The organism is Clostridium sp. AM27-28 (genome assembly GCF_003480955.1).
Taxonomy (GTDB): domain Bacteria; phylum Bacillota; class Clostridia; order Lachnospirales; family Lachnospiraceae; genus Otoolea; species Otoolea fessa.
In genome coordinates this window covers 109,820-127,068 of sequence record NZ_QUJT01000002.1, presented here as the reverse complement: position 1 = coordinate 127,068, position 17,249 = coordinate 109,820, and the positions used below count along the sequence as shown (strand labels likewise).

Below are 17,249 nucleotides of genomic sequence, written 5' to 3'. Positions count from 1 at the left end.
GATTTATGCCGCCTCCTTTCCTGCCGCGCCCAGTTCTTTTTTCTGTGCCAGAGATTTTCTCCATCTGGCGAATCCCGGTGACTGGAGTGCTACGATGATGACAACCACGATCGCCTTGTAAACCGGAACCTGATCCGAGGATACGTGCATCGCATACAGGGTGGTCGTCAGCGCCTGAATTGTATACGCGCCGATGACAGAACCTGCCAGCGAGAATTTACCGCCGCCGAGGGAGTTTCCGCCGATGGCAACTGCCAGGATCGCATCCAGTTCCATATTAAGACCGATGTTATTCGCATCCGCCGAGTAGATACGGCTGGAAGCAATCAGACCGGAAAGACCGGAACAGAGTCCACAGTACGCGTAGGTGAGGAAAATAATCATAACCGACTTGATGCCGACAAGCTGGGACGCCCGTTTATTGATACCGACCGACTGGATGTACATACCCAGTGCCGTTTTCTTCAAAAGTAATGAAGTCAGCGCCACAACGACGACCGCCACGATAAACGGGGTCGGAACCGGGAATCCCGGAAGGGAAGCGCCCAGGGTACGGTAGCTGTCCACGCGCACGTATGTGATCTGTCCATCCGTGATCAGCTGGGCGATACCGCGCCCGGCGGTAAACATGATAAGAGTCGCTACCATCGGCTGGATGTTTAACTTTGCAACCAGAAAACCGTTGAAGCAGCCAATCGCCGCGCCGACGATGAGCGCTGCCAGGAAGCCGAGAATCAGCGGATTGGCATATGCAGTTGCTGCGCGCTCGCCGCCGGTTAAGAGGTTGCAGCAGACTGCCGCACTGACCGCCATGATCGCGCCGACGGAAATATCCGTTCCAGCGGAGGATGATACGACAAGCGTCATGCCGACTGCCAGAATCACCAGCTCTGACGCACGGTTGATGATATCGATTAAGTATCCGTAGAGAACGCCGTTCCGCACCTCGATCGCGAAGAAGTTCGGCGTCGTGACGATATTTACCAGCAATACCAGCGCAAGGCAGAAAATCGGGAGAAACAGCCTCTGCGAGGTAATTTTTTTGAACGTCATATTTTTCATAGCTACTGTCCTCCTGCAATGGTTGACATAATGTTGGACTGGTTCATCTCATCCTCGGAAAGTTCTCCTACCTTTGCGCCATCGCGCATAACGACCATGCGGTCGCAGGTACGGAGCATCTCCTCGATCTCGGAAGAAATAAACACGACTGCCATGCCCTGTTCTGCCAGTTTTACGACCAGTTTCTGAATCTCTGTCTTGGTTCCGACGTCGATACCACGGGTCGGCTCGTCCAGAATCAGGAAATCCGGGTTGGTCAGAAGCCAGCGTCCGATGATTACCTTCTGCTGGTTGCCGCCGGAGAGTGATTTGATCGGTGTCTCACGGCTGGCGGTCTTAATCTGCAGCATATCAATATACTTATCGGTAAATTCTTCCTGCTGCTTGCGGCTGAGCAGGTGGAACATACCACGTTTTGCCTGAAGGGCCATGATCAGGTTCTCACGCACGGACAGATCCGCGATGATACCCTCGTTTTTCCGATCCTCCGGCAGATATGCCATGCCGGCATTCATCGAAGTCAGCGGGTGGCGCGCCGCGATCGGTCTGCCCTTGACGCTCAGCTCGCCCTCATCCGGTTTTTCCGCTCCATAGAGGACACGAACCGTCTCAGAACGTCCCGAACCCAGAAGCCCGGTAAATCCGATAACTTCACCCTTGTGAATCACCAGATCAAACGGTTTTATGTATCCTTTCTTTCCGAGTCCCACCGCCTTGATGACGATGTCCTCTTCGCCGTGTTTCTCCTCACTCTTGGAATTCTTGATCGCTGCCAGATCATCGAAATCCTTTCCCATCATCTTGGCAACCAGCTGGACTCTCGGAAGCTCCGCCGTCGTAAATTGTCCTACCAGCTGCCCATTCCGAAGAACGGTGATCTTATCGCAGACTGCATACACCTGCTCCAGGAAATGGGTAACGAATATGATGCCGACGCCTTCGGATTTCAGGCGGCGCATCAGATTAAAGAGCTTTTCTACCTCCCCATCATCGAGAGATGAAGTCGGCTCATCAAGAATCAATACCTTTGCCGACATATCGACTGCACGGGCGATCGCTACCATCTGCTGAATTGCAATCGAATAATTGTCGATCGTCTGTGTTACATCTGCATGTATGTCAAGGTCCTGCAGCAGTTTGCTGGCCTTTTTATTCATTGTTTTCCAGTCAATCAATCCGCCTTTTCGCGGTTCGCGTCCGATAAACAGATTCTCTGCAACCGTCAGGTTCGGACAGAGATTGACTTCCTGATACACGGTGCTGATGCCCCGGTTCTGTGCCTCCTGCGGGCTGCGGTTGATGATCGCATGATCGCAGCCGTCTATCATGATTTCCCCTGTTTCAAACTCCTCTACACCCGTCAGGACTTTGATCAGCGTGGATTTTCCTGCGCCATTTTCCCCCATCAGGGCATGAATTTCGCCTTTTTTTAAGGTAAAATCCACATTCTGCAGAGCTTTTACACCCGGGAATGTCTTATAAATATGCCTCATCTCAAGAACGGAATCCTTTTCCATAAAAGCTTTGCCTCCTTATTTTTTGAAAAAGAAAGCGCAGGGACGGAAACCTAAGCCTCCAGCCCCGCGCCTCCTGATTGCCAAGTGCCTGCCGTCCGCCGAAACCTCCGGTCTGACACTCATTCACTTACGGTCAAAAGCGATTGCCTGTCCGATTATTTACATTTAAAAATACCATTCAAAATCGAATTAGTAAGCTCTTGTCTTTAAGATTTCTTCCAGATCCATGCTTGTATCGAAGTATGCTTCGTCTACGTACTGAATCTTCTCAACCTCTTCGCCTTTTTCCAGCTTCTGGATGATTTCAGCTACACGCGGACCATGAAGCGGGTTGCACTCGAAGGTTGCGTTTAAGTCACCAGCGATCATGGACTCGAAAGCTGCCTTTACGGAGTCAAAACTTACAACGATGATGTCGCCGTCCGGACCACAGGTCTTGCCAGCTGCCTTGATAGCATCGATGGCACCAAATGCCTCGTTATCATTCTCACAGATAACAACGTCGATGTCGTCATAGCTCTTTAAGAAGGACTCCATAACTTCCTGTCCTTTTGCCTGGGTGAACTCACCAGACTGTCTGTCAAGCATCTTCCAGTTGGAGTGCTCTTTCAGCTTGTTATCCATACCTTCCGTACGACCAACCTGTGCGGATGCACCGATGGTACCCTGAATGGTAACCATGTTGATCTCTTCGTCGCCGCGTCCCTGATCCTCTAAGTATTTAGCCAGCCAGTCGCCGCAGGTCTCGCCTTCTTTTACGAAGTTTCCGCCTACCCATGCCTCATACAGGCTGTCATCAGAAAGCTGCATCTGACGGTCAGAAAGGATAACCGGGATACCAGCCTCTTTTGCTTCTTCCAGAACGGTCTCCCATCCAGTCTCAACAACCGGAGCAACTACAATGTAGTCAACACCCTGCTGGATGAAAGAACGGATTGCCTTAATCTGATTTTCCTGTTTCTGCTGTGCATCGTCGAAAATCAGTTTGTAACCATTTTCCTCAGTAAATGTAGATTTGAAAGATTCGGTGTTGGCTGTTCTCCAGTCAGACTCAGCACCAACCTGTGCATAACCTACGGTAATCAGATCGCCGTCTGCTGCCGCTTCTTTCTCTTCACCCTCTTCTGCTGCCTCTGTATCAGCCGGAGCTGCTGCCTCCGTCTCTTTCTCAGCCGGATTGCTTGTACAAGCGGTCATGGATAACGCCATTGCTGCTGCTAAAGCTGCGGACACTAATCTTTTTCTCATACTGTTTCCTCCTTATAAGACCCAATATATTTGTTTTTGCGTATTTATTATAACAAAGTACCCCGCATCATGGATACGGGGCATCTTTGGAAAAAGGTATATTATTTTTTTGCGATGTTTGTCGTTTTCTGTGTTTTTCCGGGTATGTCTTTAAAAAATTACAATTTTTTTCGAAAAAGTTATGATTTTTTTTGATTTCCCAAATAAACCTTAAAGCAGGTGCCGATATTCTTTTCAGATTCAACCAGGATCTCAGCCTGATCGCCATAATACATCTGAATCCGCTGCACCACATTATGTAACCCAAATCCGCCGCTGCCGATCGGGGCAAGTTCCTCTTCCGGCTCCAGTGTCAGCTTGGCGCGCACGGCGGCAAGCTCCGCCTCATCCATGCCAATCCCATCGTCCTCCACCTCAAAGACAAGCCCATTCCGATCCTCATAGCCGCGGAGCACAATGCATCCGCCGCCGCGCTTATTTTTGATGCCGTGGTAGAGGGCATTTTCCACCAGCGGCTGCAGCAGCATTTTCAGCACAATCCGGTGCCGGATGGACGGCTCGATCTCGATCGAATAGTCGAGAATGTCCTCGTACCGGATCTTCTGAATCTTTAAATAGCTCCGGATGTGTGATTCTTCCTCCTCGATCGTGATGAAATCGCGCCCGCCCGATAAAACCGTGCGAAAAAAGTCGCTTAAATCCGTCGTCATCTCCACGACCTGGCGGTTGTTGCCGCCCTCTGCCATCCATACGATCGAATCAAGTGTATTATAGAGGAAATGGGGACTGATCTGCTCCTGGTGGAGGCGCAGCTCCAGCTCCCGCAGGTTCTTCTGCTCCTGCCTCGTCTTATCAAGCAGCCGCCGGATGCGGTCGCTCATCTGGTTAAACGCCCGTGCCAGCACGTTGATCTCTTCCAGTCCGCCCGTTCTCGCCCTCGCATTCAGGTTCCCGCGGCCGAGCTGTTCTGCCGTCCTCTGTAACTGCTGCAGCGGTTCCGTGATGGATTTCGTGATCGTGACTGCCAGAAACATACCGACCACCAGCACCACCAGAAGAAGCGCCAGATAGCTCTGCATCTGATCCGCCATCTGCACCTTCAGCTCTTTCTGAAGCTGCTCCATGTTGATCATCTCATAATAGGTATACTGCGTGATGTAATCCTGAATCATCGAGCACAGACCCTGGATGTCATTCTCCCAGATATTGACATTTTCATCGTAATATCCACCGGCGGCGGCATTTCCAATCATTTTATCCACTGCCCGCTCCAGGGAATCCAGACAGGAGAGGATACCTCTTATCTTGATATCACAGTCCGACCCCGGTTCCCGCTCGATCGTCGTTCCGAACGCCTGTCTCGCCGACGCAATCAGGCTGTGGGGATTCTTGACCACCGTCGCATACTTCGTCTCGCCCTCGACAATATCTCCATTTTCGAACTGTTCCGCGTCAATCAGCCCGATCATAACACGGTACATCGAATACTCCATATCCGATTTGAACTTTATGTTGTACTCATTCGCCGTCTTTAGATTCGCCAGAATCGCGTCATAGGAAGCAGAATAGGAGGCGATCATCTTCTGGAACCCGAGCGCCATGCCTGTTAATGGAATGGCAATCACGAAGAGGAGAAGGATCAGACGGGCGCGGAGAGAAAGAGGGCGATATGGACGGGCAGCGGATAACGAATCAACGCCCGGATCCTGATTTTTATTCAAATCTGCCATCTCTTCTGTTTTTCCAATCTGCCCCTGCTCCACTCCCATATCTTTCCTCCCTTTTTGAACACCTATGTACTTTCGGAATCTTTCTGTGCTTGATTTTGTGAGATGATTTTTTGTCAGTTGTGCCCAAATTTCTGAGGCGTACGCGGTACGTACGTTGATGAAATTCGGGTGCAGCTGGCGGAAAATCAGCCACAAAAGCAAGTGCAGAAAGACTCCGAGAGTACATACCTTCCTTACTCCTGCCGCGTCTGGCTCGCCTTATACTCTTTTGGCGACTGCCCCATCGCTTTTTTGAACGCCGCGCTGAAATAGTGTGAATCGTTGTATCCCACCTGCTCCCCGATCTCAGACGTCCGGTAGGAGGTGCATTTCAAAAGTTCACATGCCCGTTCCATCCGCACCTGCGTCAGATACTCCACAAAAGACTGCCCCGTCTCCTGCTTGAAAATCGAACTGAAATAGCTCGGACTGACGCCAATATGCGCGGCAATCCGGTTCAGCGACAGGTCGCTCTGGCTGAAATTTGCCCGGATATATTCCTTTGCATCCCGGATCACGCTGCCATAACGGTCGTTCGATGCCCGGTCACGCGCCTGCAGGGCAACCGTAAACTCATCGACCAGATAGGCTTTCGTCATCTCCACGCTCTCGATCACCTTCGGAACCCGTTTTATGTCAACCGCACTTTCCGGAACCTCCGGCGGCTCCGCTTTCAATTTCTTCAAAAACTCCTGCACACAGTAAAAAATATCCATCGTCATATACTGACGCAGCAAGAGCGATTTGTAATTATGTTCACCGATCGCTGCAAAATACTCCTCGACAAACGGACTGCACTCTTCGACTGAGCCGAGCTTTAAAAAATCGTTGATGAGCTTCCGGTCAACGCCGCTATAATCCGTTTTGTCCAGAAATTCCGTATATTTTTCGTAGCTGACAAAATACCTCTCCAGAAGCTTTGATTTTTCCCTCTCTTCCCGGATCTCGTCCGCCGCCTTTTTCAACGCATCGATGAGTCCCGCCGAGGATACCGGCTTCAGCAGATAATCGCTGATTCCTATCTTGATCGCCTCTTTTGCATATTCAAATTCATTATAGCCGCTGAGCACGATGATCCGCGTGCGCGGAAGCGCCTTTTTCACCAGACGGCTCAGCTCCAGCCCGTCCATAAACGGCATCTTGATATCCGTTACCAGAATATCCGGCTGTGCCTTCAATATCAGCGGATACGCGTACTCGCCGTCGCCCGCCTCCCCCGCAAATTCAAATCCGTGGCTCGCCCAGTCAATATTATCCCGTATACCGTGCCGGATGATCACCTCATCCTCTACCAGAAACACCTTTACCATGGTTTTCCCCCCTGGACTCCATTTTTCTCTGTCCTTTTTATCCATTTGCCCGAATACACCCGTTTTTCATTTCCGTCCAGACGCCATTTTGCCGGCTGAAAATATTCACACCTTACTTCTTCTCACTCACTTCATACAAATCACTCCGCCGGTTTTCCAGCGACGGAATCTGCTTCCGTATCTTATCCAGATAATCTAAATCAATCTCCGCATAGGTGATCCCCGGTGCATCCTTTGACCGTGCAATCACCGTTCCCCACGGATCTGCCACCAGGCTGTTGCCGTATGCTGCATACGCCGGTTTCTGTCCAATCTGTCCCGGTGCCACGATGTAACAGCCGTTCTCGATCGCCCGCGCCCGCAGAAGAACCTCCCAGTGATCCTTTCCCGTCGGCATCGTAAAGCTCGCTGGAACAAAGATAACCTGCGCCCCGCGAAGCGCCATGAGCCGGTAAATCTCCGGAAAACGCACATCATAGCAGATCGACATTCCAAAAACGCCCAGCTCCGTCTCCACCGTCACAATCGAATCGCCCGGTTTGACCCGGTCCGACTCCCGGTACGGCGTGCCGTCCGCCAGCGTGATGTCAAACATATGCAGTTTGCTGTATGTCGCCAGAATCTTCCCCTCCGGCGAAATCAGCACACTCGTATTTGCCGATCGTTTTTCCCCCGGAAGTGCCTGCGTGATACTGCCCCCGTGAATATAGACGCCGTGTTCCTTCGCTTTCGCGCAGAGGCGCTCGGTCGTGTACCCCGGAATTTCCTCGCGTCCGCCGCCTTCACCGATATTTTTGCCGATCAGATTCATCACCTCCGGGAAACAGATAAGCTTCGCCCCTTTTGCCGCCGCCTCGTCAATCCAGGCGCATGCCGTCTCCAGATTCTTTCCTTTATCATTCTGTGTATCCATCTGCATCAATGCCACTGTATATCTGCGTATCATAAATACCCCCTGTATCCTGTCTATAAGCGCTTTTCTCTCCACAATTACCTATATTTTATTATAGCATCTCTTTTCCACACGGGTCAACCAATGCAAGGCGCTTCTCACACAACCTGTAACCCGGCTGTTACTGGGCACGTATGCGTGTCCAGTAACGGAATTTGCCGTGGCTTCGCATTTCAATACGGCAAATTCCTGCTGCCACCACGTTTTCTTACGGCACTTTCGGTTCCAAAAGTGCCTACCCGTGTACAGTAACCCGGCTTTTCATTTCCGCATATTATTAAAGTAAGAATATTTCAAGGAGCGTAACTGTCCCACTGATACACAGTTACCCAGGTATTTGCTTATGCCGCCCATTCTGGAAGTTTCCGGGCTTTCCTACTCCTACCACACGATATCCGGGGAGACGAAAGCCCTTTCTGATATATCATTTCAGGTAGAAACCGGCGAATTTATCGCCATTGTCGGACCGTCCGGCTGTGGAAAATCCACGCTACTCTCCTTAATCAGCGGGCTCCTGCCGCCGGAAGAAGGTTCCATTCTTATAAATGGGGTTCCGCTCTCGAAAAGCCAGTGCCGCATCGGTTATATGCTGCAAAGCGACCAGCTTTTCGAGTGGAGGACGATCATCCAGAATGCTGCCCTCGGGCTGGAAATTCAGAAAAAAATGGATCATGCCGCGGAAGACCGCCTCCACCGGCTCTTAAAAATCTACGGACTGGAACAATTTGAGCATTCCCGCCCCTCCGAACTATCCGGTGGAATGCGCCAGCGCGCCGCCCTGATCCGGACACTGGCGCTAGAACCGGAGCTTCTGCTTCTCGACGAACCATTTTCGGCGCTCGATTATCAGACACGCTTAACCGTCTGCGACGATATCAGCACCATCATCCGGGAGCGCCGCAAAACAGCGATTCTGATCACCCACGACCTCTCCGAAGCCGTGAGTGCCGCCGACCGCATCCTGGTTCTGACTAAACGCCCCGGAACCATCTGCCGCATCCTGCCGGTTACCTTCCCTCTGTCCGCTAACCGACCGCTGGAACGCCGGAATGATCCGGCTTTTTCTCTTTATTTCAATGAACTATGGAAGACACTGCAAGGGGAGGGCAAAAAGTATGAAATGTAAGAAAGAGTCCACCGCCCAGAAAGCCTACCTCCGCCGCCAGCTCCATCGGCGCCGTCTGGTTCTCTTCTGCCGGATTTTCTTATTCGTTTTCTTTTTAATATGCTGGGAAATGAGCGCCCGACTGGGGCTCATCGACGCGTTTATTTTCAGTTCCCCGTCACGCACCGTGCGCTGTTTCCTGCGGATGATGCAGGACAAAAGCATCCTCATCCACACCGGCGTGACGCTCTATGAAACGCTGATCAGCTTTACACTGGTCATCCTCTGCGGGCTGATCGGCGCGGTTCTCCTCTGGTCGAGCCGGAATCTTTCAGAGATTCTGGAGCCGTATCTCGTCATGCTCAACAGTCTGCCGAAATCCGCCCTCGCCCCGATTCTCATCGTCTGGCTTGGGAGCAACATCCGCACGATCATCGTTGCCTCCATCTCGGTCGCTGTCTTCGGCTCGATCCTGACACTCCACAACGGATTTTCCTCGATAGATCCCGACCAGATCAAATTAATCCGGTCCCTCGGAGGAAACCGGATTCATATTTTAACCAAAGTCCTGCTGCCAGGCTCAATCCCGCTGATTCTCGCCAACATGAAGGTCAACATCGGTCTCTGCCTGGTCGGCGTCATCATCGGTGAATTTCTCGCTGCCAAACAGGGACTCGGATATCTGATCATCTACGGCTCACAGGTATTCCAGATGGATATGGTTGTGATGAGTATTATTCTTTTATGTATTATGTCTGCGGCGCTATATCAAGGAGTAGGAATACTGGGAAAATTCCTACAGCAGCAATATCACCAGCATTAAAGCAATCTGTCCACTGCTTCACGTTTGCTGTTCTTAAGCGCCTGCATTTTTCCGCATCCTGTTCCCGCCAAAGCCTGTTTCCTGCCGCTTTTCTTTCCTGCATCTTGTAGAAAACTTGCAGGGAACAGACTTTACAGCTTCTGCTCCTTCTCCAGCTTCTCTGCTTCTTCCATCTCCTCTGCCGCCTCGACTGCCGTCTCCTCCGGAGTCTCGCTTTCAAGCGGAGCCGTACCGACCGCGATAAAGGTTCTCGCAGCCGCCAATGGCAAAAAGCCTACATAGGCGCTGTAGATGCCGAACTGACCGACCGCCCACGCTCCGAGTACCACGCCCAGGAAAAAGCTGATGACCGTATAGGTATAAAGAATTGCTTTTCTCTTAAATTCCTTATCCTTTGTCAGACCGTACTGCAGCCAGCCAAGCACCGACTGTTTGAAGTTGTTCGTCATAAAGATCGTCGCGCTGTTAAATCCGTCGGCACCGGAATAGACGCCCCACTGAAATGCGGATGCAAAGAAAATCGGATAAATTCCGACCAGCGCCGGTTCAAGCGGCAGCATCGACGCCAGTGCCAGCGCAGCCGCATCCACCCAGAGGGCAAGTTTCCGCATGTTTATCTTCGTAAAGTTCGTGAGCAGATATGCGGATGCCACGCCCAGTCCAAACAGCACCAGCGCAGCCAGACGCAGAAGGACGTTAAACCATTCCATCGATACCAGTTCCGCTCCCATCTCCATCAGGTTGCCTGTCTGAGCAGAGCCAAAGTTTCCGGCATGAAGCAAAATCGCATAGGCTCCGAGAAATCCTCCGACCAGGGATATATTCCAATGAAGGATCGCATCCAGGCGATCCCGAATCACTTTCTGTACCATACCATTACCGCCTTTCGCGGTTGATTGTATCGCGCGGCGGCTGGATCGTCAATGACAATTTACAAAAAATTACCATTTCTATCATAGACATTATCTATATAATGGCAAAAAAGCAGCCCCTGCCACACGACAGGGACTGCCTTTTATATTAGACTCTAAGAGTTAAGCTCTATATCTAATAATATGTAACGATTCACATTCGATTATTTATCTTCTGCGATACGTTTTTTGTTGATGTCTTTCCACATCTCAACGTCTACGCCCTTCCAGCAAAGCTTATCCGGGTTGTAGTACGGGTCTTTCTTTGCTTTCATCTGCTCTTCGTAGTCTTTGTACAGTGCAAATACCTTCGGAGACAGAAGCAGTACAACTAACATGTTGATCCATGTAGATCCACCAAGTGCAAGGTCAGAAAGGTTCCAAGCCAGACCGGAATCGATATTGCCCCAGATGAAGATAAGGATAGGCATAACAATCTGCATAATTCTGATAACTACTTTACGGGTAGCTGCTTTATCATCGCCCTGGAACAGGTAAAGAACCGAAGTCTCGCCCTCGTAATAGTAGCTGATTAAGCATGTAAAGGAGAACAGAGCCAGCATGATAGCAACGAACAGCGGAGCAATACTTCCCATAACGGTGCTGCAGGCATTCTGAACGAAGATAACGCCATATGTTCCATCTGCTGCTAACTGAGCCATCTGATCGTGCATTGCACCGGTACCACCGATGTAACCAAACTGTGTATTGTAGCATCCGCTTAAGAGCATCATCAGACCAGAAGCGGTACATACGATAACGGTATCCAGCCAAACACCAGCTGCGTTTGCCATACCCTGTTTAATCGGGTGGCTGGTCTCTGCTGCTGCTGCGGTCGGCATGGACTCACCCATACCAGATGCAGATGAGAATGTGCCTCGTTTAACACCCTGCTGGATAGCGATACCAACGCCGCCGCCCAGAAGAGCTTCTTTGGAACCAAATGCACAGGATACAACCTGAGCGATAACGCTCGGAATCTGACCTGCGTTTGCGATTAAGATAACAACGGTTGCAATCAGGTAAATGCCTACCATCGGCGGAACCAGCATAGATGCTACAGAACTGATTCGTTTAACACCACCCATAACTACAACTGCCATAGCCAGTGCGATAACCAGAGCCGTAATCCACATCGGAATACCTAAAGCGTTCTTAAATCCATCGCAGATTGTATAGGTAGCTGCTGCCGGCATGAATAATACAACGCCCAGTCCGAAGAATGCTGCATAGAAGGTACCATAAGCTTTCCAGCCAAGACCTCTCTCAGCACAGTAAGCGCCGCCGCTTCGATACTGACCATCGATACGGTTCTTATAAAGTACGGATAATGTACACTCAGTAAAGCAAACAGCAGAGTTTGTCATACCAGCGATGATCATCCAGAAGAGTGCGCCAGGTCCGCCCATGTAAAGAGCTACGGCTACACCGGCTACGTTACCGGTACCAACACGCATCGCCATGGTTGTACAGAAGGATGCGAATGAAGAAATACCGGATTCAGACTCCGACTTGTCAATGATTCGGCTCCACATATCTTTAAAATGAACAAACTGGAAAAAGCCGAGACGGATTGTAAAGTATAAACCACTACCAACAATCAGAACTAACATTCCAACGCCCCAAATGGGTCCGTTCAACATACTGACGATGTTGTTAATTGCTTCCATATAAAGTTCCCCCTTTATTTGATGTAGTGCCGCGCGCTGGCTAAGCAAGTTTTTCAATTCGCTCAAAAAACTTCTTGCTTTTGAAAAAATTATATCACTAAAGTGAAATTTGTTCAACAAAATTATTTGAATTTATTATGCAGAGTTTTCATGATATAGCATAGAATCATGAATCCCTCTGTTTTTTTCATGAAATAAATTGCACTTTTTCGAGCGTCAATTAGTATAAATGCACAAGATATCATGATATTTTGTCTACAACTGCGCCATTTTCCGTTAGACTCCCGTTCAGAATTTTGTCCATTTTCTTTCGGAGTTTCATGAATTTTGTTTACCATTTGTTTATTTTTTAACTTTTTGTGTGTTTCATTTAGATGAATTTTTTATGTTGTATTTGAGATCGTAGGCATATTTCTATCTTTTTCTCCCATTTCTTTCACGAATATGATATACTAGGGACACTTGGCAGAGCCATCGGAATGAATGTCCGCCGCACACGCACCCATGTAATCCGCCCGGATATTCCGTATGAATCAGATTCGTATTCTACATAATTCTTACAAATCTTCTCATCCTCCTTTGGTATCTGTCAGCTCTGTACATTTTATGAATCAGACCGAACGCTTATTACGAAAATGGAGGGAGTATTTTTTGGATCTCAAAGATATGCGGCTTTTTTTAGCCATTGCAGAAGAAAATAACCTGACGCGTGCCGCCCAGAAAAACGGTTACACGCAGTCGGCGGCAAGCCATATGCTGCGAAATATTGAAACAGAACTCGGGTTTTCCCTGTTTTCGCGTTCCCAGAGAGGACTTGCCCTGACGCGGAACGGCGAGGCTCTGCTTTCCCCGATCCGGCGGACGCTGGCGGCGGCGGAATATTTTGATCAGACAGCTGCCTCCATCCGGGGTGTCCAGACCGGGCACATCCGGATCGGCGCTTACTTAAGCGCTTCCGTCCAATGGCTGCCGCCCGCCCTCAAAAAGTTTCTTACCGATTACCCGGATATGACCGTTGAAGTGCTGGAGGGGTGTTCACAGGAGATTGAAGGATGGCTGGAAAATAGCTCCATCGATTTCGGCATCGTCGGCCCCCACCCGGACGGAAAGATGGACTGGCTTCCCCTGAAAAAAGAACCCTACCTGGCTGTCTGCGCGAACGATTCCCCTTATGCTGAATATGAGCGCTTTGACTTAAAGGATCTCCCCAAGGTTTCTTATATAGAAGAAAAAGGTGAAAATGACCTGCTGCGCCAGTTCCAGCAGCTCGGCATCACACCGCCAAAGCCGTCGTTTACCTCGCAGAACACCTACTCCATGCTCGCGATGGTCAGCCACAACCTGGGCGTCTGCATCCTGCCGGAGCTGGTCGTCCGTGATATTTCTAAAAATGTTGTCCGGCTGCCGCTCAATCCGCCGATGGAGCGCGTGCTCGGTGTCCGGATTCCGTCAGCCAAAAAAGCGTCCCCAGCTGCCAGCCTGCTGATCGCGCAGCTGCAGCGGACAGTGTTTGAGTTAGAAGGGCCACTTTTATAGTCAGATGCTTTTTAGAAACTTAAGATGAAAGTTTTGGGAAAAGAGGAGTCATTCGAATATGAATTTTCAATCAATGGAATATTTTGCCGCGGTTGCGAAAAACCGCAGCTTCACTAGGGCCGCCGATGCGCTGCATATTACCCAGCAGACATTAAGCGCCCATATCGCCGGAATCGAGCGGGAGCTTGGATGTCCGCTCCTAATCCGTCACATCCCGCTGGAGCTTACCTATGCGGGGGAGGTATTTCTGCGCTATGCAACGGAATTTAATACAAAATATGACTGTATGCTTCACGAATTTGGCGATATTTTAAATAACCAGACAGGAAAACTGCGGATCGGCATCGCATTCACGCGCGGACACGCCATCATGCCGGAGCTGATCGCCGCCTTTCAAAAGGAATATCCCGGCGTGGATGTGGAACTCGTCGAATCTTCCAACGATGTGCTGCAAAAATACCTGCTGGACGGCACAATTGATCTGGCGATCGCCAATTTTTCAGTTCGCATTCCCGGCATCATTCTGCGGGATTTCTATGAGGAAGAGATGGTTCTCATCGTCTCCACTGCCCTGCTGCAGAACATTTACGGCAAACAGACCGAAGCCATTATCCAGGAAGTCAGCCGCCATCACCGCTACTCCCTTCTGGCTCCATGTCCGTTTCTCCTAAACCGTGAACATGATCTAGTCGGACGCATCGGGCGGAATATCCTCGCGACAGACAACTTCGTCCCCTCGGTTCATGCCTGCTCTGACAACATCGCTACCCTGCTTGCCCTCTGCGCGATGGGAAAAGGTGCCTGCATCAGCCCAAAAAACCTCGCATTTTCTATTCTCAGCAAGGAACAGCTGGATACACTCCATGTCTTTACGCTCGGGGAAGAAGCGCGGTACCCGATCAAATTTGCGTGGCTGGAACAGAGCTATGAGTGGAATATGATTTCACGGTTTATTGAATCGTCGCTGAAATGCACTCATTAAAAACAGGGGAGACAGCCTCACACACACCGCTGTCTCCCCTGTTTATTCCCCAAATGGTCCCTGTGCGCCTCGGCGCACGCCTCTTATTCATCTACCAATGTAATCTGTACCCGTTTCCCCATCGCCGCTGCGATCTTTACCATAAAATCCAGCGACGGATTGTAGCTGCCGCTCTCGAAGCGGGTGATATTCGGCTGGGAAATCCCCGCCTTTCTGCCAAGCTCCGTCTGTGTCATGCCGTTTAACTTACGATTCTGCTTAAATCCCTCGATCGTCGCCTCCCGCGCCTCCTGCTGCCAGCGCTCCATCCACTGTCTGTATTCCGCATCCGTCTGAAACGTCTCCGGAATCCTGTTTGCGTTTTTCATTGTGCTACCTTCTCCTTTTCGAATCTGCTCTGCCGCGGCGCCACCCTCCCAAAGCCCGCCGCTGCCGTCCTCTATAGAATACCATCTTTCCACCCTATAAATCAAGGTATTTCCCTGTAACGGTTCACCGGCAGTTACTTTAGATCGCCTTTTCCCCTAAAACATACGATTCGCGCGCTCTGCCACTTGAAAGCAATGCCTCTCTTCTGGTATAATAGATGGACTTATGCAAACATCTGCCTGACCGCTTCCAATCGGCGGACTTCTAGATATTTGCGGCAAATCTTATATAATGTTTGAGGAGTTACAATTTCATGGAAAAAAGAGAATCTTTCAACAGTAAGTGGGGCTTCATCCTCGCCTGTATCGGCTCGGCGGTCGGTATGGGAAATCTCTGGATGTTTCCCACCCGCGTCTCCCTGTACGGCGGTGGCTCGTTCCTGATCCCGTACTTTATCTTCGTCGCCCTGATCGGCTCCACGGGTGTCATCGGGGAAATGTGCCTGGGACGCGGCACCCGCTCCGGTCCAATCGACGCGTTCGGCGCTGCCTGCGAGACACGCGGCAGGCGCAAACTGGGTGACGCGCTCGGTTTCATCCCGGCAGCCGGTTCCCTCGCGATGGCGATCGGCTATACCGTCGTCATGGGCTGGATCCTAAAATATGCCATCGGAGCCTTTACCGGTGCCACGCTTGCCCCGGCCGACACAGACGGTTTTGCCTCTGCTTTCGGCTCGATGGCGTCCGCATTTGGAAACAATGGCTGGCAGCTTGCCGCCCTCTTCTTCTGCATTCTGATTCTGATGTTCGGCGTCGGAAGCGGAATCGAGAACGCCAACAAGCTGATGATGCCGGTATTCTTCATCCTGTTTGTCTTTTTAGGCATCTACGTAGCATTCCAGCCGGGTGCGATGCAGGGTTACCGCTACATTTTCCGCATCGATCCTGAGATCCTCGCAGACCCAAAAACATGGATTTTCGCACTGGGGCAGGCATTTTTCTCCCTGTCCGTCGCCGGAAATGGAACCTTAATCTACGGTTCCTACCTCTCCGATGAGGAAAACATCCCGGCATCCGCCGCGCGGGTTGCCCTGTTTGATACGATCGCCGCGATTCTCGCCGCCCTCGTCATCATCCCGGCAATGGCAACCACCGGCGCAAAACTTGATCAGGGTGGTCCGGGACTTCTCTTCATCTACCTCCCGAACCTCATCCGCTCAATGCCGGGCGGTACGTTGATCGCGATTATTTTCTTCGTAGCCGTTCTCTTCGCCGGGATGACCTCCCTGCTCAATCTCTACGAAGCACCGATCGCCACCGTCCAGGAAAAACTCCACCTCGGCCGCGTCCCTGCCTGCGCAGTTATCGGTATCATCGGAGCTGCCGTCTCCCTGTTAATCCAGGGCATCGTCTCCGACTGGATGGACGTTCTCTCCATCTACATCTGCCCTCTCGGTGCCGGACTCGCCGGAATCATGTTCTTCTGGGTATTCGGAAAAGACTATGCAGAAACGCAGGTCAACAAAGGTCGCGAAAAGAAATTTTCAAAATGGTTTGTACCGGTGTGCCGCTATATTTATATTCCGGTATGTGTGCTGGTATTAATATTAGGCATCGCATTGGGCGGTATTGGATGATATGAAAAAGAATGTGCCTTGGCACATTCTCGCGGAGCGTTTTTTATTTCTTAGGACGCAATTTCCTATGAAATAAAAAAATGATTGACAAATCTCATTTCCGCGCTATAATAAGAACTATCATTTAAAACCCACAAAACAAGTAGGAAATATATTTTTATAATCGTTTATGAATTTTAAGGAAAGGAGGAAACCATCATGAGAACATCTTATTCAGTTATGTCTGCTATGTGTTGTTGTATGGAGTGTATGTGCTGCTGTTGCTGTGACACTCTTACTTTTGTTGTGCAGACAGATAACTGGATGATATCTTCATGAGGTTTTTCTCATCTTGCTTTCACTGGAAAGTGATAGATACA

General features: G+C 50.3%; 14 protein-coding genes. 5 read left to right on the top strand and 9 right to left on the bottom strand.

Going from position 1 to position 17,249, the window contains the following annotated elements; genetic code table 11:
• Positions 1–3 precede the first annotated feature (3 nt).
• The 6 genes from DW720_RS03260 to DW720_RS03235 form a co-directional block, all read right to left on the bottom strand.
• Positions 4–1,062: an ABC transporter permease gene (locus DW720_RS03260; RefSeq protein ID WP_118472223.1), complete on the bottom strand. Its 1,059-nt coding sequence runs from the start codon at positions 1,060–1,062 to the stop codon at positions 4–6.
• Between the two features lie 2 nt (positions 1,063–1,064).
• Positions 1,065–2,579, bottom strand: a complete 1,515-nt coding sequence (locus tag DW720_RS03255; RefSeq protein WP_118749252.1) for a sugar ABC transporter ATP-binding protein — start codon at positions 2,577–2,579, stop codon at positions 1,065–1,067.
• Positions 2,580–2,768: 189 nt separating this feature from the next.
• The gene (locus DW720_RS03250; RefSeq protein ID WP_117796237.1) at positions 2,769–3,827 is read right to left on the bottom strand and encodes an ABC transporter substrate-binding protein; all 1,059 of its coding nucleotides are present in this window, start codon (positions 3,825–3,827) and stop codon (positions 2,769–2,771) included.
• Positions 3,828–4,006: 179 nt separating this feature from the next.
• Positions 4,007–5,596: a sensor histidine kinase gene (locus DW720_RS03245; RefSeq protein ID WP_118749251.1), complete on the bottom strand. Its 1,590-nt coding sequence runs from the start codon at positions 5,594–5,596 to the stop codon at positions 4,007–4,009.
• A 194-nt stretch (positions 5,597–5,790) separates the two neighbouring features.
• The gene (locus DW720_RS03240; RefSeq protein WP_118652444.1) at positions 5,791–6,906 is read right to left on the bottom strand and encodes a helix-turn-helix domain-containing protein; all 1,116 of its coding nucleotides are present in this window, start codon (positions 6,904–6,906) and stop codon (positions 5,791–5,793) included.
• A gap of 112 nt (positions 6,907–7,018) precedes the next feature.
• Positions 7,019–7,852: a carbon-nitrogen hydrolase family protein gene (locus DW720_RS03235; RefSeq protein WP_022358927.1), complete on the bottom strand. Its 834-nt coding sequence runs from the start codon at positions 7,850–7,852 to the stop codon at positions 7,019–7,021.
• Positions 7,853–8,201: 349 nt separating this feature from the next.
• Between DW720_RS03235 and DW720_RS03230 the strand changes: the two genes are divergently transcribed.
• A complete protein-coding gene (locus DW720_RS03230; RefSeq protein WP_118491667.1) occupies positions 8,202–8,984 on the top strand; it encodes an ABC transporter ATP-binding protein in 783 nt (260 codons plus the stop codon).
• Positions 8,974–9,786 carry an ABC transporter permease gene (locus DW720_RS03225; protein WP_118491669.1) on the top strand — a complete coding sequence of 271 codons (813 nt, stop codon included), beginning with the start codon at positions 8,974–8,976 and terminating at the stop codon, positions 9,784–9,786. The genes DW720_RS03230 and DW720_RS03225 overlap by 11 nt, the downstream gene beginning before the upstream one ends.
• Before the next feature lie 131 nt (positions 9,787–9,917).
• On the opposite strand, the gene DW720_RS03220 is transcribed toward DW720_RS03225, so the two are convergent.
• Both DW720_RS03220 and DW720_RS03215 read right to left on the bottom strand, forming a co-directional pair.
• Positions 9,918–10,658: a YoaK family protein gene (locus tag DW720_RS03220; protein WP_118468308.1), complete on the bottom strand. Its 741-nt coding sequence runs from the start codon at positions 10,656–10,658 to the stop codon at positions 9,918–9,920.
• Positions 10,659–10,861: 203 nt separating this feature from the next.
• Positions 10,862–12,367 carry an alanine/glycine:cation symporter family protein gene (locus DW720_RS03215; protein ID WP_118742925.1) on the bottom strand — a complete coding sequence of 502 codons (1,506 nt, stop codon included), beginning with the start codon at positions 12,365–12,367 and terminating at the stop codon, positions 10,862–10,864.
• Between the two features lie 651 nt (positions 12,368–13,018).
• Between DW720_RS03215 and DW720_RS03210 the strand changes: the two genes are divergently transcribed.
• Positions 13,019–13,903: a LysR family transcriptional regulator gene (locus tag DW720_RS03210; RefSeq protein ID WP_181357188.1), complete on the top strand. Its 885-nt coding sequence runs from the start codon at positions 13,019–13,021 to the stop codon at positions 13,901–13,903.
• A gap of 58 nt (positions 13,904–13,961) precedes the next feature.
• Complete coding sequence (locus DW720_RS03205) at positions 13,962–14,885, top strand: LysR family transcriptional regulator (RefSeq protein WP_118468310.1); 924 nt, start codon at positions 13,962–13,964, stop codon at positions 14,883–14,885.
• A gap of 83 nt (positions 14,886–14,968) precedes the next feature.
• On the opposite strand, the gene DW720_RS03200 is transcribed toward DW720_RS03205, so the two are convergent.
• Positions 14,969–15,253 (bottom strand): helix-turn-helix transcriptional regulator, encoded by a 285-nt coding sequence (locus tag DW720_RS03200; RefSeq protein ID WP_022360005.1) that lies wholly within the window; start codon positions 15,251–15,253, stop codon positions 14,969–14,971.
• 314 nt (positions 15,254–15,567) lie between these two features.
• Here DW720_RS03200 and DW720_RS03195 point away from each other — a divergent pair, with 314 nt between their 5' ends.
• Positions 15,568–16,890, top strand: a complete 1,323-nt coding sequence (locus DW720_RS03195) for a sodium-dependent transporter (RefSeq protein WP_022360004.1) — start codon at positions 15,568–15,570, stop codon at positions 16,888–16,890.
• Positions 16,891–17,249: the final 359 nt, after the last annotated feature.

Bases quoted from the DNA above. Each gene is read 5' to 3' on its own strand.
- DW720_RS03200 (WP_022360005.1), bottom strand. From the start codon at position 15,253: ATGAAAAACGCAAACAGGATTCCGGAGACGTTTCAGACGGATGCGGAA.
- DW720_RS03205 (WP_118468310.1), top strand. From the start codon at position 13,962: ATGAATTTTCAATCAATGGAATATTTTGCCGCGGTTGCGAAAAACCGC.
- DW720_RS03230 (WP_118491667.1), top strand. From the start codon at position 8,202: ATGCCGCCCATTCTGGAAGTTTCCGGGCTTTCCTACTCCTACCACACG.
- DW720_RS03255 (WP_118749252.1), bottom strand. From the start codon at position 2,579: ATGGAAAAGGATTCCGTTCTTGAGATGAGGCATATTTATAAGACATTC.
- DW720_RS03250 (WP_117796237.1), bottom strand. From the start codon at position 3,827: ATGAGAAAAAGATTAGTGTCCGCAGCTTTAGCAGCAGCAATGGCGTTA.
- DW720_RS03240 (WP_118652444.1), bottom strand. From the start codon at position 6,906: ATGGTAAAGGTGTTTCTGGTAGAGGATGAGGTGATCATCCGGCACGGT.
- DW720_RS03220 (WP_118468308.1), bottom strand. From the start codon at position 10,658: ATGGTACAGAAAGTGATTCGGGATCGCCTGGATGCGATCCTTCATTGG.
- DW720_RS03195 (WP_022360004.1), top strand. From the start codon at position 15,568: ATGGAAAAAAGAGAATCTTTCAACAGTAAGTGGGGCTTCATCCTCGCC.
- DW720_RS03215 (WP_118742925.1), bottom strand. From the start codon at position 12,367: ATGGAAGCAATTAACAACATCGTCAGTATGTTGAACGGACCCATTTGG.
- DW720_RS03260 (WP_118472223.1), bottom strand. From the start codon at position 1,062: ATGAAAAATATGACGTTCAAAAAAATTACCTCGCAGAGGCTGTTTCTC.
- DW720_RS03235 (WP_022358927.1), bottom strand. From the start codon at position 7,852: ATGATACGCAGATATACAGTGGCATTGATGCAGATGGATACACAGAAT.
- DW720_RS03245 (WP_118749251.1), bottom strand. From the start codon at position 5,596: ATGGGAGTGGAGCAGGGGCAGATTGGAAAAACAGAAGAGATGGCAGAT.
- DW720_RS03225 (WP_118491669.1), top strand. From the start codon at position 8,974: ATGAAATGTAAGAAAGAGTCCACCGCCCAGAAAGCCTACCTCCGCCGC.